The following is a 15,950-nucleotide window of genomic DNA, read 5'->3' as shown; positions in this document are numbered from 1 at the left end:
TTTATTATTATTATTGGTATTTTTTAAGTAATGCCTGTAACTTCAATGCATGACCTAAATCTCCATGCACTTTTAACTTACCACTCATATAAGCAATCGTAGGATTTAAATCATCGTTAGCGAGCTTAACGAAATTAATATCCGTCATTTCCAACGTCAGTCTCGGCTCCCACTCTTCTCCCTCATGATAAAAAGCTTGATTATTATCTATCTTTAATTGATATATTCCTTCTTCCTCACCAGTTAATTTAAATTGATACACATACTTGAGACCTTCTATGTGACTAGGGTCCTCATTCATTTTTACAGTTAGTCCTTCAAATGTCTCTCTAACATTCATTTTTAACACTCCCCTTTAATGATTGAACACTCATTCATATTTACTATTATACATAATTAGTGATTGCGTTACTAATATATTTTGCAAGAAAAAAAAGTATTTATTATTGTTTTTTAGACTGAACGTCTTGATTTTTCACAATAACTCCTCTTGTTATGTCCGCTAGTTCTTGACCATCGATCGTAGGATTATTCTGGTGAATACGGACAGGTTCATGAATTGTAACCTTAACAGTTGCTGGGGTTATTATTTTTCCGTTAGCTTCCATCATATTATAAGATCCATCAATCGTAACTGGTAAAATTGCAGCATTAGACTTCTGAACAAGCTTAAAGCTTCCTTTTTTAAACTCCGCCACAGGGCCTCCCTTGCTTCTAGTGCCCTCTGGGAAAATCACAAGATTTTGTCCATTTTTTATTGATTCAGCCCCAGTAATAATCATTTTAACTGCATTCCTAGGATTTTTCCTATCAATAAATATGCATCCTAAATACTCCATCCATGTACTAATCAGTGGAATTTTCTTGACTTCAATTTTCGATATAAATCCTATTTTCATATCAAGCCATCCTAATAAAATGGGAATATCAAAATTACCTTGATGATTGCTAACTATCAATACAGGTTCATTTTCAGGAATATTTCCTTTACCTTCTACTATAATATTGCCTCCAGCAAGTTTCACCAGACGTCTTGCCCAGTTCCTAGCTGTTATATGAACAAATTCGTCTAATTCTTCATCCTTCCCTTGCTTTTTCAATCTTTTAGCTTTTAACAACCCAGGGGATATAGCAAGTAAGTGTATGAAAAAATAAATAAACCAAATAATCGTTCTTATCATCAAAATCATCCATTCTTCTCCGACTTAAACCGTTATGATTATACCAAAGAATAGAGATCCTTGTCCTATTTAAAAAAATTCCGATGAGTAACCGCAAGATTAGCTGAATACCCACATATCGCTTTTGGGTAAGGGGTTGTTGTAATTCATTCACGGAAGTTTATTTTTAAAAAGCAGCAGAGTTTTCTTTTTGTTAAACCCAGACTGATTCTTGCTAAGCCTAATAGTTAAAACCAACGTGTAAAATCGTACTACAAGGGAATAAGTAAATAAATGAGAATTTTATTAGGAGGAATTTATCATGGAAAGATATCATGTACAAGTTAAAGGTACCGTTCAAGGAGTTGGCTTTCGATACACAGCACAAATGAAAGCTACGGAACGTCACTTAACAGGCTGGGTTAAAAACAAATTGGATGGAACAGTTGAATTAGAAGTTCAAGGAGAAAGCAGTAAAATTCATTCATTCATTGAAAGCCTCTCTGAATTCAAATTCCCTGCCAAAGTTGAGAATATCGAAAAAGTATCCATTCCAACTTTGTCTAAAGAAGATACTTTCTCTATTACACATTAGATTAAGTTTTCTGGAAACCGTTATTGATTCTTTTGTTTTGATACTTCTTATATGAGTCCTTCAGAGAATATTTTCTCCCTTTTTTAAAAGGGATTTTTCTATTTGAAGTTGAATTTATACTTAAGCAGCAAAGAGAGTACTAAAGGAGGTAGCCATGTTAATTAGAAGATTAAAAGCGTCTGAGACACAAACTAGTCTCCAAATGTCAGAGTTTGCTTTTCAATTTGAATTGAACGAAAAAGAACGATTGCAGCAATTAGAGGATGATCAACCGGAACACACGTGGGTTATAGAAGAGGAAAATGAAATTGTCTCTAAAGCTACAGTCCTTCCGCTTCACGTCTACTTCAACGGAAAAGTTGTCCCTATGGGTGGAGTTTCTGGTGTTGTCACATGGCCAGAGCATCGGCGAGGCGGGTATGTAAAGAAGTTATTAAGCCACTCCTTAAATGAAATGAGAGAACAAGGTCAAGTACTTTCATTTCTCTATCCATTTTCCATTCCCTTTTATAGAAAGTTTGGTTGGGAGCTTTTTGCTGATACAGAAATATTAACTTTAGAAAAGCACCAACTTCCTAAACGGGAGACATATGAAGGAACGATCCGAAGACTGACAAAAGATGATCCATTAATCGTTGATGAGGTTTATCAAGCTTGGGCAAAGAAATATGCAGGAACGATAGACCGTGACAGTGAGTGATGGAAAAAATCTGTTTTTAAAAGAAAGAAGGGAACAATTAGTGCTTACTTTAACGCTCAAAATGAAAAAACTGGTTATCTAATTTACGAAGTGAAAAATAGAACGATGACCGTTCATGAAATTATCTGGTTAACCCCCGATGCTCGTCGTGCTTTATTACATTTTATCTCAAATCACGACTCCATGATTGACAAGGCAGTGATTAAAACAGTCGCCCACGATCGTCTTCCTTTTCTTTTAACTGATCCGCAGGTTAAACGGGAAGTTTCGTCTTACTTTATGGCAAGAATCGTAGACGTAAAGGCTTTTTTATCACTCTATCCGTTCGAATTTAATCGTGACGATAAACCTTTGATATTACATATAACCGATGAATTTTGTTCTTGGAACAGTGGCATTTATATTTTGTCGAAATCCACCGATGATAACATTGATAATGAGGTAAAATTCTTTGGTGATAATACATCGAATTCAGGTTCAGGTGCGACATGTTCACATTCTCCTAAGAAAGGAATTCATTTAACTGTACAACATTTAACAGCTATTCTATTCTGTACACAAACTCCGCAAACCTTTGTAGAAGAAGAATTCATTCAAGGAGATCAACAATCTATTAAAGTTTTGGAGTCGGCACTCCCCACTTTAAAACCTTTTATCTATGATTTTTACTAAAAAAAACGGTATAGCCGTCTTTTATTAAATACATTGTGATTCGAGCACCTCTGTTTGAAGTAAACAAACAAAAGGTGTGCCACGTCGGCACACCTTTTGTTTTACTCCCACATTTTTCTTAATGTACTCAGAGAGGTTTTCGTTTGACTATAACGAATTGGTAAATCAAAGCTAGTAGTTTGTTTTAAGATGCTCTTTTCATGTGTAAAGGTATCGAAACTGTTTTTCCCGTGATAACTGCCCATGCCACTAGCTCCGACACCGCCAAAGGGTAAATAGGGCGTTGACAAGTGCATAACAGTATCATTCACACAGCCTCCTCCGAATGAGAGGTTACTAAGGATGAACTGCTCATGATCTTTGCTCTCTGTAAATAGATACAAAGCTAAAGGATTTGGACGTTTTCTTACGATATCAACGATTTCAAAGGGATGTTCAAAAGTTACTATTGGAAGGATCGGGCCAAAGATTTCCTCTGCCATAACTGGATCATCCATTGTCACATCCATCATAATTGTTGGTTCGATGAATCGTTGTTCTTGTGCAAATCCTCCACCGTAAAAAACTTTTTCTTCATCAATTAAATTAATTAGACGTTCAACGTGTTTTTCATTAATGATCTTAGGGTAATCTCTCTTCTTTAATGCTTCATTACCAAACCACTTTTTCGTATAGTACGTTAGTAGTTTAAGAAATTTCCTTCGCTTTTTTTCATGAATGAGAATATAATCCGGGGCGACACAAGTTTGGCCGGCATTTAAAAACTTTCCCCATACAATTCTCTTCGCAGCCAATTTAAGATTAGCATCATCCATAATTATGGCAGGACTTTTACCTCCCAATTCAAGTGTAACCGGAGTTAAATGTTTTGAGGCTGCTTCCATCACCTTTTTTCCGACTTCTGTACTGCCCGTGAAAAATATATAATCTACGTCCTCATCTAAAAGGACTTTCGAAGTTTCCACATCTCCTTCAACTACAGCAATATACTTTTCAGGAAAAGTAGTCGCAATTAGTTCACGAATAATAACACTTGTATTAGGCGTTAATTCTGACGGTTTAATAATAGCCGTGTTACCCGCGCCAATTGCTCCAATTAACGGTGCTATTGCCAATTGAAATGGATAATTCCAAGGTGCAATAATCAGCGTTACACCATAAGGCTCTTTATAGACAAAGCTTTTACCACCAAAACTGCTAATCGGAGTTTTCTCTTTCTTTGGAGTTGCCCAATAATCAACATTTTTGATCATATCTTTTAGTTCACTATATAAAAAACCTATTTCGGTTAAAAAACCTTCGTATTCCCCTTTATTTAAATCTTTTTTCAGTGCCTCAAGAATATCTGATTCATAATTGCGGATAGCTTCTTTCAAAGCAGTTAATTGATTTTTTCGAAAAGAGATACTTTTAGTCTCTCCGGAATAGAAATAGTTTCTCTGTTTCTGGACGAGCGAACTGATCGCATCCTTCATTCCACAAAACACCCCTTTATATCTAATAATACACTATTCCCCAGCTTATAGAGAACTAAGCATTAAAACTTACTCTAACGGTCCTTTTTCCGTACCATAGCGTAACACATCATATATCTCTTTCCCATCAGTTGCATGCCCTTCTCCAAAATTTACCGGTATTATTGCAAAAAATATATAATAGACGGAGAAGTATACGAATTGATAAAAAAACAAATCAGGCTGTAAGACTCCTGCATGAATCAAGCTATTTATTAATATAACGGTAATTAAATTAAACGCGGATCCGCCAGCATAAATGATTGCATGGCTCCACCGATTATCAACTTCCAATTTTTCAAGTTGGGTCCAGGCATCTAAGAAATAAATTCTCCTTATCTCAAAGTCACCTCTTTTGAAAAAAATTCTTCCTCGTCCTATTGTAAATCTCATTTTACCACCAAAAAGATATGTTAGTATAAAATGTCCTGATTCATGAATGAAGGCAACTAATGGTAAAACTACAAAAAATGCGACAATAAAAGTTGGTATATCTTCCCAGCCAAACATTATGTCTCCTCCTTTTGGATAATTATGAAAACATTGAAGAGGCAGAACTTAGGTTTAAATTCCTTCTAACTTACATAATTTAAATGTTCTCTCGATAAATAATCTACCCCATGAATAATGGAAGTAATCTCATCTTAGATAGGAAACGGTTCATTGTATTAAAGTCTCGTTGGCTCACGAATCACATCGCTCATTGTGTTATCTTAGAAATTTATGATATAATCCTTTATGAACTAACGGTCGTTAGTTTTTTCATCTAAAGGAGGTCTACTTATGAAAAGATCTGAAGAAATTCTTCATGCAGCATTAAAAACATTTGCTGAAAAGGGGTACGAAGGAACAAGTCTTTCCACTGTTGCGTCTGAAGTCGGTATAAAAAAACCATCGATATATAATCATTTTAAAAGCAAGGAAGACCTTTTTTTTGCTGTCGTACAGTTTGTTTACAAAGAATACTTGAAAGAAATCAAAACTCTGATTGACAAAAATTCTAATAAGACTCCCGATATTCTATTAAAATTAGTAGTGGATAATGTTACAACCTTCTTAAGCTCTGAAAAATCAGGCATATTTTATATCCACTTCTTACTTTTCCCCCCAAAGAATTTGAAGGAGAAGATTAATAAGCAATTTTCACAGTTTGAAAAGGATTCTGATGATCTTTTCATACCTGTTTTTCAAAATGCTATTCGGTTGAATTTAATTAAACAACTTCCTATACAAGATTTGTTAGATAGTTTTTATTGTTTGTTAGATGGCATCACTTTTCAATTATTTTCTTACACTCGATCTACAGGATTGAGAAAAAAGGAAGCTGCTTGGCAAATATTCTGGAATAGCATTTCCAAGAAGGTGGTTTAACATGTTTGAAATTCTCTGGCAGTATTCTTTAATTTTTATAATGGCTGCTACGCCATGGTTAGAAATATTAGTCGTTATTCCGATTGGTGTCGGGATGGGTTTGAATCCATTTTTTGTAGGAGTTTTTTCTTTCATTGGAAACTTTTTACCCATTTTATTAATCGTTTATTCTCTTCATAAGTTGCAGAAGACTGGCATTTATAAAAACTGGTCCTCCAATAGGGAAAAGAAAACTTTAAAAAATAAAGAAAAACAATCTTCTAAAAATAATCGTGCAATGAATGTCTTCAGAAAATACGGGTTACCTGGTTTAGCTATCTTAGGACCGCTTCTTACTGGAATCCATTTAGCCGCAATCATTGCACTTTCGTTAAAGATCGATAAAAATAAGATCACTGTTTGGATGGGTGGAAGCTTGCTCGTTTGGACGCTCTTTATCACAATAGCCAGCGTTTATAGTATCGATTGGGTCAGAAATATTTTTTAAACAGATCACCAAATTTATTTTCTAGTAGGAGCATTGATTTAGCTCCTACTTTTAATCACTTTCGCCTACCTTCTCTAAAAACCATCCTTCAAGAAATGCCCCTCTTCTATCAGATTTATACTCTCTTATTATCTCCAATTCAGCTTTAGAGTGACCGTGTCTTTCGGCAAGGCAATAAATAATCTCAAGGAGGTCAGCAAGTTCTTCAATCGCTTGTTCTGAATTCTGCGCCTCTAAATACTCTTTCATTTCTTCTTCTAATTTTCTTTTCGCCTCCTTTAAAAACTCTTCTCCGTCTATTCGTCGGTAAGACACAGGTTGTCCATTCATTTTAATAATTTCAGGAATCCTATCTCGGACTAATTTATTATAAATTGGCATTATTTCTCCTCCCATTAGTCAAATAGAAATAAAGTTCTTTTAATTAGAATGTTTTCTAAACGTTAATAAAAGCTTGAAGAAGTAAATAGGACAATCCAATGGGGGGAAGATGATCCAGTAGTACAGATTCTGTCTGAGAAGGATAAAATGAAGCGTTGCCCCTTGAATACGTCCATTTGTAGCGTATTTGAGTACCACTCAGTTTAAATAATAACATCCACCTTTTATAAAACGGGTTGCAATTAAAACTTTTGTCTCAGTCTTATTATGTAAGATTCATGAAAATAATAAAAAATCCCTTTATCTAATAACATTAAACGAAAGAAGCTTAATCAACATGACTAAAATCGATAACTAAGCTTCTTTTTTATTTCACTTTTTTCAACAGCATTTCTTTCCAAGAAGTTGCTAATTCCGGAACAGCAGCAGCACTTTTTATTAATTCATTATCTGCTTTTTTTTGATAATAAAGCTGATTTATATAGGCGATTGAAACTTCCGTGGATCTCGTTATAAATTGAAGAGGCGTTTCTCTAGAAACATGCCCTTCTTTCAACACTCTTAAATAAAATCCTGTGTATCCTCGTTCTATTACTCTTTTAGGCATACTTGGTACATTAAGTTGCTTTGCAAGTTTATGACAAGGCTTTCGAGGCTGTGATACTTGTACTTGAGCCTCTCCCCACTGAAAAATATCGCCAATATTAACGTCATTTTCAACGAGCCCCTTAATCGTTATATTTTCTCCAAAAGCTCCTGGTAAAAGATTCATGCTTAATTCTTCTTCCCAAGAAACATAATGGTCGTATGGATAAACACAAACTGCTTTATCTAATCCTCCATGATTCACTAGATCTGCCTGCTCATCCCCAACCAAGTTATTTTCCGATAGAAAAATTTGGTCGTATACTGGCTCTTTTTTTATTGCAGAAGAAACCGATTCTCCAAAACCTTCTAGTGTTTGTTTTTTTCCAACGTTTATAGAGATAATATTTGCCGTCAATCGTTTCATAAACATTATCCTCTCTTCCATTTCTAAAAAAATAGTAACTATTATTCTATCGTAATTCTTCTACGGTTTCACCGCAATAGCTTATTTTGTCGAAATCAACTATGTAATCCTTTAAACATCTGACATACTTTTCCCGGGAAATATATCACTTTACACTATTTCCCACTATTTTTCTATGTAACTACCCCTATAAAATAAAGAGATGTAAAGAATTACTATAAGAACGTCGAGTACCAGAAAAATTGGAGGAATTGCTATGTTTTCATCTGTTCAAATTGGAATTGATTTAGGAACAGCAAATATACTTGTATACACTAAGAATAAGGGAATGATTATTAACGAACCTTCAGTAGTAGCCATTGATATTAATACTAGAGAGGTTTTAGCAGTAGGACACGAAGCTAAGTTAATGGTTGGTAAAACACCTGAGAACATTGTCGCAATCCGTCCATTAAAAGATGGCGTCATTGCTGATTATCAAGTAACTACGGATATGCTAAAACACATTATGAAAAAGGCATCAAAAAAATTAGGAACTCCTCTTCGAAAACCAAGTGTCGTAGTCTGTACACCATCCGGATCAACCTCTGTTGAAAGAAGAGCCATCCTGGATGCTGTAAGACAATGTGGTGCAAAAGATGTTCAATTAATAGAGGAACCTGTTGCTGCTGCGATTGGCGCTGACCTTCCAGTAGAAGAACCTATTGCCAATGTTATTGTAGACATTGGGGGAGGAACGACAGAAGTAGCTATTATATCCTTCGGCGGAATTGTGTCCTGTCACTCCATTCGTGTAGGTGGAGATCAAATAGATGATGACATTATCCAGCTTATTCGTAAAAAATATAATATGCTTATTGGTTACCGCACGGCCGAAAATATTAAAATTGAGATTGGGTATGCACTAGTCGATCATGAAGAATTGAAAATGGATATTAGAGGGAGAGACTTGGTTACAGGATTGCCAAAAACAATTGAAATTTCCTCTTATGAAATCCAAGGAGCAATGAGAGAATCGTTGCTATCTATTTTAGAAGCAATAAGAGCCACACTTGAAGAATGTCCTCCTGAATTAAGCGGAGATATTGTTGATCGTGGAGTTATTTTAACTGGAGGAGTTGCATTATTAAATGGAATAGAAGAATGGATTTCCTCTGAAATAGTTGTTCCTGTTCACATAGCTCCTAGTCCGCTTGAATCCGTTGCTATCGGAACAGGCCGTTCTTTAGGAATGATGCAAAGACTTCAAAAGTCTAAATAACAAGAGAGTGGGCTGAGTGGCGTAAAGAGAGCTGTCACCTTCTACTTTCCAATAAAAAGAGGATGAATAAAAAGGTCTTATTTAACCTTTTTATTCATCCTCTTCATTTATTTTCCTCGGATCATTTTTACAATGAATACTATTAGTGCTATAACAAGAACTAAATGAATAAGCCCTCCTGCTAAATCAAGCACTAAACCAACAAGCCAGAACAGGATCAAAATCGCAATAATTGTCCAAATCATAAAATAAAACCTCCTTCAAAAATATCTTTTTCCATTATAGATATTTATTATTTCACTTATTCTTACTATTTCCGTTTCCTATTTTTATAAACCAGTTTTATTCTTATTATTCTTTATAAAGGTCACTGAAAAGACAAATACCTTAAAATATATATTTAGCCAACAGTGAAATTTCAAAAATATTTGTCGTTTTAACCACTTATCCTTTAGTTCCTGTTTTAAAGGTCAGTAGTTCACTCAGCACAGTGACTTCCATTGGTGTTTGGAGATAAATTTCCCCGTCCGTGTCTATTTTTTTTAATTCAGTTGTTTCTATGCTTGCACTTTCTATTTTCTGTTGAAAAATATCTGTATCTTGCGCTTCTGGTGTTAAAAGTGTTTTACTTTGAACCCACTCTTTGAATAACGGCAGCCCCGCCTCTTTCACGATAAGAAGATTTAATTTGTTATCCTGAGGCTGGATATGCTCATATGGTAATTCTCTGGTCCCTATAAAACGTCCGTTCATGATAATTATCATAACCGCTTCCCCGTCGTACATCCCTTTATCGGTTCGAACCTTAAAGCTAAACAAAGACGTCTCCTTCATTGTTTTTAAAGCACTTATAAAATAACTGAGTGTCCCGAACTTTTCTTTTATATTACCCTCGATATTTTCAGAGGTATCTGCAATTAAACCTATACCTGCAAAATTTGTGAAAAATCGATCATTTACTTTTCCAATATCTATTTTTTTATCCGGCCCGTATACTGCATCTACACAGGCTTCGGATATTACCATCGAAATATTTAACGTTCTCGCAAAATCGTTACATGTTCCTGTAGGTATGATGGCTATTTTAGGGGGGGCAGAGAGAAGAGCTAAACCATTTACACATTCATGAACAGTACCGTCTCCTCCCATAATTACCACTAACTCGAATTCTTCTCCCCTATCCCGACAAATTTCCTCTAATTCACCTGGATAACCTCCTTTAAGAATTGTGAGTTCCTTAACGTTAGAACTTAAAATACCGGCAGCAATTCCTACATTGTTTCCAGTGTTTACTTTTCCGGCTTTTACATTAAAAACCAACAATACTTTGTTATACATATGTCTCCCTCAATTCTCTTCTATTTTATCTTAGTATGTTTCTATACCCTCTTTTACTTCGACTTATGTAACAGATTTACGTTAATTCAATCTGTCGCCTTTTAGATCTAATGCATGATAATATTAAATCGAATAAACTATTAGAAGGAGGCTAACCATGACAGCATTCGCACTTTTAATATTTATTGGTGGATGCGTTATTTCCCTCCAATGGTATATCGGTATACGCCGTCTACCTGTCATAAGCAACTACCCATCCGATTGTTTAAGGGATTTACCCTCTGTCACAGTTATTGTTGCAGCTCGGGATGAAGAAAAAAATATTTATGACAGTGTGTATACCCTTTTAAATCAAACCTATTGTCATTTAGAGATTATTGTCGTAAACGATCGTTCTACAGATCATACATTATCTTTGTTAAATAAATTAAAGGCTAGTCATATCAATCACGATAAATTAAAGATTATAACTATTTCTCATCTTCCCGCTGGATGGCTAGGAAAAAATCATGCTTTATACCAAGGCTTCTTGCAGTCAAAAGGGGAGATACTTCTCTTCACAGATGGAGACATTTTCTTTACCAAAGAAACTCTAAAAAGGACCGTGAATTACCTAATCAGTTATAATTTGGATCACCTAACACTAATACCTGAAAATAAAGGAGGTACTCTTCCTTATCGGGCGTTTCACAGTTATTGGAGTATAATCGGCATTTGGAATTTCATTCAACTAAATCATGCAGGAGTTGGCGCTTTTAATATGATCAGAGCTTCGGTGTACCGAAAGATCGGTACTCACGAGTCAGTTGCACTTTCGCCTGATGATGACCTTAAACTCGGTAAACTCGTTGTTTCAAAAGGGTTTCGACAGCAGTTAGGCCTAGGAAAATATCTGGTTTCTGTACAATGGTATCAGAACATTCCTGAGGTAATTCACGGCTTAGAAAAGAACTTATTTGCTTTTATGCGGTATCGAGTTTTATATGTTGTGCTATTTTCTATTGTTATATTTCTTTTTCACGTCATCCCCTTTATCGGATTATTTACAGCTTCTTTTTTTGCCCAATTAACATTTGCTGCGGTTATCAGCTTGTATGCCTTGATGTTCACGATTAATGCAAGGATATTCAACGACTCAAGCTGGTTTTTTCTCTGGGTGCCTATTAATGCTTTTATATTTATTTTCTGCCTATGTCGATCAGCGTATAAAACTATCAGGAATGGTGGAATTACTTGGAGGGGGACTAGATATCCTCTAAAAGACTCACGAAAAAAATAAGATATATACAAATTCAGGTACTCAGTTATGCAAAAATAGCCTTACAATTTTCTCCACTACATTTTTCTGATATGATAATGAAAGAGTTCACAACATTCGTCCCACATCGACAACAAGTTTGGAGGGCAGGCTTATGACTAAAACACACGGCTGGATTTTTGCTAGGCTATTATTAGTCATTATTATCATTCTATCTGTATTATGGTTCACTGGGTGGCTTTTTACGATCTCTTACCCTTTTTGGATTGCCGCCCTTCTCGTGTGGATGTTTCATCCTTTAATTCGGTTATTAAGAGCTAAAGTCAATTTTCCAAATGGACTAGCTGTTTTAGTGGCACTTTTACTTGGCTTAAGCACGTTATTTGGCGCTATTACAGGTCTAGTATTCCTGATTATCTTTGGGGTACGCAGAATCTCTGATTTTATTCCAAACTGGATTCAAACGACAGCAACACAAGTTCAAGAAGTTTTTAATGAATCTATTTTTCCGATTTGGCAGCAATTGACTGGGGTTATCGATGAACTAACTCCAGAACAGCAAGCTACTCTTCAAGACGGTATTGCTACTTTAGGAAATCGTCTCGCTAGTACTCTTGCTGATTACGGTCAACAACTAGCTGATGGTCTCACTCAATTAATTATCATTGTACCTAGTTTTCTATTAGCCTTCTTTTTTATCTTTATCGCCTTTTATTTTATCGGCAAAGATTGGGAAAAGCTGTTTAGAAAGGTCTATGATATCACTCCCGCTCCACTTATTAAGAAATCAAAGGCCTTCCGCAATATGTTGCAGTATCGAGTATTCGGTTTCCTAAGAGCACAAGTTATCCTCATGATAATTGCTTCTATTCTCGTTTTTATCGGGTTAGCAATCTTGCGGGTTGAACATGCATTAACTATAGCCATGATTGTAGGAATTGCCGAAATTCTTCCTTATTTAGGATCGGGTACCATATTAATTCCATGGTTCTTATACATGTTCTTTACCGGAGACATTAGTATGGGAATTGGTTTAGCCATTGTATATGGAGTTACGATCGGTATTCGCCAGGCTATAGAACCTAAAATTTTATCTTCCAGCATGAATTTGAATGCCCTCGCAGTTCTAGTTTCTTTATTCGTCGGCTTTCAAATTTTTGGTATCCTTGGCGTCTTTATAGGTCCTTTAATCCTGGTTATTTTGGTTATCTTTAAAGATATAGGTCTAGCTGATGACGTATCAAACTTTGTGAAACATGGTTTTAAAGAAGACCCGACACCAAAAAAAGTCTACCATAAAAATAACTAATGTTTGGTCTGATCTCGCAGAAGTTCACTCTCCTTTCCACTGCCTGACTAGCTAGTTGCAACTGTTAATGCAACTAGCTAGTCTATTTGTGTTGGTAAGCTCTCGCCTGAGCAAGAACTCTGAAAGATGGATATTATCCATTTAAACTGTAAGAAGAGCTAAAGGCTAACAGAAAATAAATTGAATAAATTTTACAAATCTCTCTTGCAGTGAGAATGGTTTTCAATTATACTCATAAATGAGAATGATTTTCATTTACAAAAAAACGCGTAGCGCCTTTTGTTAAATACAGTGTTATCTTTCGCCACCCCCGAGTAGCACCTACGTAGTGCGTGTAGGTGTTACTCGATAGGAGGTGGGGTTCCCTTGACACGCGTGGCGTAAAGATAGCTGTCATCTTATAAATTGTCTGTAAAAAAAAGGGAGGTAAAAACATGTCATCGTTACTAGTTATTGGTGGGGATAAACTCGGAACTATTCCTGTTCGCTTAAAAGACTTGGGATTTCAAGAGATAGTGCACATAGACGGTCGTAAGGTCAAAATGATAAAAAAGGAAATACCCGAAAATGTAGACTTGATTTTAATTCTGACTGATTTCATTAATCATAATTTAGCAAAGAAAATTAAAGATAAAGCTGCAAAAAAATCTGTACCGATTTGTTATGCTAAACGTTCTTGGTGTGCAATCTATCAATCACTTTCAAATTGTGAACATGCTTGTGCTCACTGCCCAATGCTAAAGAACTCTTGAATTAAAATAGGGGGTGTTACCTGTGAAACGGTTACAGCTGATAGATATAGAAAAAACAAACACATCATCGTCTCCTCGTACATTTCATGAATTTCTTCAAGAGACGATGAAGAAGATTCTCAATCTAAAACCTTTAACTACAAAAACTGCATTGGCAACGTTTTACAGCGAATGTCATCCTTGTACTACAACGATCTTCCACTCGTCGAATGATTTTCTTCAAAGAATTTCTTCTGTTCTGGACTATGGATTGAAAATTCTTCCGGTTTTAGTTCAGTTTGAATTACTTTCTACAACGAAAATTAAAGATGTATATATATTTCAAGGATTTAACAAGACTACGTATGAAAACGAAAGTTGGTGTTTCCTTAGTAAAAAAGCAAAATCTGACTCAGAGTTATTGGAACATATAAATTTATTTTTCGATAGTGATAGGAGTCATCACACCATGAGATTGTGGATGTATTGTCTAGAGGACGGAGATACTGATTGTCTTCAAAATACAGCGCAAGCTCCTTGTTCATCCACGTAAAATGGTCTTATTAAACAATCATTAAAAAAACATCCTTCCTTTATGGGAAGAATGCAGTATCTATAATTATATTGGATAGTATCCGATAAATTTATATTGTATGCTTTGCTACTGATTGCGAGCGATCATACCTTGATAAGATTGACCCTGAGAAGACCGTTCAGCTTCGGCAATACGGAATTCTTCGATAAACGTATAGACGATTCTTAATTCTGTCTCTGATAAATCGTCAACCATTTGAAGGACATCTTTTTTGGTTATTTCCATCGATGTATCCTCCTTTTTCTTTAATAGTGATGCTATTATATGTTTACCCACTTTCTATAGTTCTCAATCATTCTTCGGATAAAATCCTCTCATTTTAACCATCTGAAAAATGACGTAAATCAGTACAATACTAGCTAATCCGCATGCAGTATAAGATATAGCCGGAAAGCTATCTAGTCTTTCCAATGCTATTCCGATAAATGCCCATACAAAGACTAATGGAAATACTGTATCTTTTTTAACATGTGTAAATCCTATTGCCAAAATACTAGCAAGGAAAAGTAAAATTATTGTCCAACTTTGAGGTCCAAGAATAACTCCATCCTCGTAACCTAACGTATTGAAAAAGATTCCCACGTTGACAATCGTTGCTACAGAAATCCAACCTAAGTAGATAGAGAAAGGCAGTTTAGACCATATACTCACTTCTTTCACAGTCCGAAGTCTCCGATAAATTATGATAATATTTACTAACAAACTAATCATTACAATCAATGTGCCAATAAAATATTGATAATGAAATAAATAGAGCCAAGAACTATTCAACAGAGCATTTAATAAAAATAGTGTACCTATATTTTCATATGCTTCTTTATCACGTAAGTGTCTTTTAAAAAAAGGTCTTAGCGCCCAAATGAATAAAAGCAAGTAAATAATACTCCAAATACTAAATACATAGCCTGCTGGTGTAAACAATACATTCACCTGGTCGGAAATTTCACCGGTTGTCAGATTGTTGAATGGTAAAATATTAGCCAATGCGTTTACTATAACTAGACCTAAAAGGGCAAAAAGGTTAATATATTTTATTATTTGTAAGTCATATCTCTTCATTTTCAGTAACTCCTTTATTTTCGTTACGTATCAGTACCCTTTTTTCAGAAGAATAAATCCAATTCTAAAGATGATTCCGTAAAGTTTAGGAATACATTAGAAAAACTAAAGTTTAACTTTAATTAAATTTTTGTTTTATAGGTTATATTGCTCTTTAGTCAATTGAAGTCTTTAAAAACTTAGTGTTTTTTTCTCTATTTTGTTGCCTTATTTTCCTCAAAAGTTGTTTGGAAGAATTACGCTCCCTTTCCGTGGATGATCCGTGTGCCCCCTCGAGCCAAAACGCTCTGCGGGGTCTCTCTTGGATCATTCTTCCACAGGAGTCTCGCGGATTCTTCCAAACAACCATTTTTTTATAAAGGAGTTTACGTAACTGTTATTGTTTCTTGGCTTGGAAAGTTCTACGTTGACTTTCTTTTTTGAACAAATAACTCGATGTAGCGAAGGCGGCGACTCCCTCAGGAAAAGTTATTATGCCGGGGTTCCGAACTGCTTTAATAAATTTTG

Annotated in this window: 20 protein-coding genes and 1 pseudogene; 11 read left to right on the top strand and 10 right to left on the bottom strand. The window is 35.2% G+C overall.

From position 1 onward, the window contains the following. Positions 1–10: 10 nt before the first annotated feature. Positions 11–340: an SCP2 sterol-binding domain-containing protein gene (locus ACHABW_RS18890; RefSeq protein WP_435757579.1), complete on the bottom strand. Its 330-nt coding sequence runs from the start codon at positions 338–340 to the stop codon at positions 11–13. A gap of 103 nt (positions 341–443) precedes the next feature. After that, positions 444–1,190, bottom strand: a complete 747-nt coding sequence (locus tag ACHABW_RS18885) for a lysophospholipid acyltransferase family protein (RefSeq protein ID WP_435757577.1) — start codon at positions 1,188–1,190, stop codon at positions 444–446. A gap of 292 nt (positions 1,191–1,482) precedes the next feature. Between ACHABW_RS18885 and ACHABW_RS18880 the strand changes: the two genes are divergently transcribed. From ACHABW_RS18880 to ACHABW_RS18865, 4 genes and pseudogenes are all read left to right on the top strand, one after another. After that, complete coding sequence (locus tag ACHABW_RS18880) at positions 1,483–1,755, top strand: acylphosphatase (RefSeq protein WP_110936999.1); 273 nt, start codon at positions 1,483–1,485, stop codon at positions 1,753–1,755. Between the two features lie 154 nt (positions 1,756–1,909). After that, entirely contained in the window at positions 1,910–2,455 is a 546-nt protein-coding gene (locus ACHABW_RS18875; RefSeq protein WP_435757574.1) for a GNAT family N-acetyltransferase, read from the top strand. Positions 2,456–2,488: 33 nt separating this feature from the next. Then, positions 2,489–2,734, top strand: a pseudogene (locus ACHABW_RS18870) (GNAT family N-acetyltransferase); the annotation flags it as partial. Then, positions 2,735–3,127 (top strand): sterol carrier protein domain-containing protein, encoded by a 393-nt coding sequence (locus ACHABW_RS18865; protein ID WP_435757621.1) that lies wholly within the window; start codon positions 2,735–2,737, stop codon positions 3,125–3,127. A gap of 101 nt (positions 3,128–3,228) precedes the next feature. Here ACHABW_RS18865 and ACHABW_RS18860 read toward each other — a convergent pair whose 3' ends face one another. Together ACHABW_RS18860 and ACHABW_RS18855 are read right to left on the bottom strand one after the other, a co-directional pair. Further along, positions 3,229–4,602: an aldehyde dehydrogenase gene (locus ACHABW_RS18860; RefSeq protein ID WP_435757572.1), complete on the bottom strand. Its 1,374-nt coding sequence runs from the start codon at positions 4,600–4,602 to the stop codon at positions 3,229–3,231. 69 nt (positions 4,603–4,671) lie between these two features. Next, entirely contained in the window at positions 4,672–5,151 is a 480-nt protein-coding gene (locus tag ACHABW_RS18855; protein ID WP_435757570.1) for a site-2 protease family protein, read from the bottom strand. A gap of 273 nt (positions 5,152–5,424) precedes the next feature. On the opposite strand from ACHABW_RS18855, the gene ACHABW_RS18850 reads away from it, so the two are divergent. Next, positions 5,425–6,012, top strand: coding sequence for a TetR/AcrR family transcriptional regulator (locus ACHABW_RS18850; RefSeq protein WP_435757568.1), 588 nt, complete (start codon positions 5,425–5,427; stop codon positions 6,010–6,012). 1 nt (position 6,013) lies between these two features. Further along, positions 6,014–6,499: a small multi-drug export protein gene (locus ACHABW_RS18845; RefSeq protein WP_110937004.1), complete on the top strand. Its 486-nt coding sequence runs from the start codon at positions 6,014–6,016 to the stop codon at positions 6,497–6,499. Between the two features lie 51 nt (positions 6,500–6,550). Here the strand turns inward: ACHABW_RS18845 and ACHABW_RS18840 are convergent, their stop codons facing one another. Together ACHABW_RS18840 and ACHABW_RS18835 are read right to left on the bottom strand one after the other, a co-directional pair. Continuing rightward, the gene (locus ACHABW_RS18840) at positions 6,551–6,880 is read right to left on the bottom strand and encodes a nucleoside triphosphate pyrophosphohydrolase (protein ID WP_435757566.1); all 330 of its coding nucleotides are present in this window, start codon (positions 6,878–6,880) and stop codon (positions 6,551–6,553) included. A gap of 367 nt (positions 6,881–7,247) precedes the next feature. Then, positions 7,248–7,892 carry an MOSC domain-containing protein gene (locus ACHABW_RS18835; protein WP_435757564.1) on the bottom strand — a complete coding sequence of 215 codons (645 nt, stop codon included), beginning with the start codon at positions 7,890–7,892 and terminating at the stop codon, positions 7,248–7,250. 256 nt (positions 7,893–8,148) lie between these two features. Between ACHABW_RS18835 and mreBH the strand changes: the two genes are divergently transcribed. Beyond that, a complete protein-coding gene (gene mreBH / locus ACHABW_RS18830) occupies positions 8,149–9,153 on the top strand; it encodes a rod-share determining protein MreBH (RefSeq protein ID WP_435757562.1) in 1,005 nt (334 codons plus the stop codon). 107 nt (positions 9,154–9,260) lie between these two features. Here the strand turns inward: mreBH and ACHABW_RS18825 are convergent, their stop codons facing one another. Both ACHABW_RS18825 and ACHABW_RS18820 read right to left on the bottom strand, forming a co-directional pair. Further along, on the bottom strand, positions 9,261–9,398 hold the full coding sequence (locus ACHABW_RS18825) for a lmo0937 family membrane protein (RefSeq protein WP_110937008.1): 138 nt from the start codon (positions 9,396–9,398) through the stop codon (positions 9,261–9,263). 199 nt (positions 9,399–9,597) lie between these two features. Then, a complete protein-coding gene (locus tag ACHABW_RS18820) occupies positions 9,598–10,491 on the bottom strand; it encodes a diacylglycerol/lipid kinase family protein (RefSeq protein ID WP_435757559.1) in 894 nt (297 codons plus the stop codon). A 157-nt stretch (positions 10,492–10,648) separates the two neighbouring features. Here ACHABW_RS18820 and ACHABW_RS18815 point away from each other — a divergent pair, with 157 nt between their 5' ends. The 4 genes from ACHABW_RS18815 to ACHABW_RS18800 all read left to right on the top strand — a co-directional run bounded on the left by ACHABW_RS18815 (position 10,649) and on the right by ACHABW_RS18800 (position 14,342). Continuing rightward, positions 10,649–11,770 (top strand): glycosyltransferase, encoded by a 1,122-nt coding sequence (locus ACHABW_RS18815; RefSeq protein WP_435757557.1) that lies wholly within the window; start codon positions 10,649–10,651, stop codon positions 11,768–11,770. Positions 11,771–11,903: 133 nt separating this feature from the next. Then, positions 11,904–13,058 (top strand): sporulation integral membrane protein YtvI, encoded by a 1,155-nt coding sequence (ytvI, locus tag ACHABW_RS18810; RefSeq protein WP_435757555.1) that lies wholly within the window; start codon positions 11,904–11,906, stop codon positions 13,056–13,058. A 434-nt stretch (positions 13,059–13,492) separates the two neighbouring features. Then, positions 13,493–13,810 carry a DUF2325 domain-containing protein gene (locus ACHABW_RS18805; RefSeq protein WP_110937012.1) on the top strand — a complete coding sequence of 106 codons (318 nt, stop codon included), beginning with the start codon at positions 13,493–13,495 and terminating at the stop codon, positions 13,808–13,810. Between the two features lie 22 nt (positions 13,811–13,832). Next, positions 13,833–14,342 (top strand): hypothetical protein, encoded by a 510-nt coding sequence (locus ACHABW_RS18800; RefSeq protein ID WP_435757553.1) that lies wholly within the window; start codon positions 13,833–13,835, stop codon positions 14,340–14,342. 108 nt (positions 14,343–14,450) lie between these two features. Here ACHABW_RS18800 and ACHABW_RS18795 read toward each other — a convergent pair whose 3' ends face one another. Both ACHABW_RS18795 and ACHABW_RS18790 read right to left on the bottom strand, forming a co-directional pair. Next, on the bottom strand, positions 14,451–14,609 hold the full coding sequence (locus ACHABW_RS18795) for a hypothetical protein (protein WP_183041144.1): 159 nt from the start codon (positions 14,607–14,609) through the stop codon (positions 14,451–14,453). 63 nt (positions 14,610–14,672) lie between these two features. After that, complete coding sequence (locus ACHABW_RS18790) at positions 14,673–15,443, bottom strand: TspO/MBR family protein (protein ID WP_435757551.1); 771 nt, start codon at positions 15,441–15,443, stop codon at positions 14,673–14,675. Positions 15,444–15,950: the final 507 nt, after the last annotated feature.

Source organism: Salipaludibacillus sp. CF4.18, assembly GCF_051262595.1.
In the GTDB taxonomy this organism is placed as follows: Bacteria; Bacillota; Bacilli; order Bacillales; family Salisediminibacteriaceae; genus Salipaludibacillus; species Salipaludibacillus neizhouensis.
Note: the sequence above shows the minus strand (reverse complement) of the source record. Positions and strands in the feature narration are given on the sequence as shown.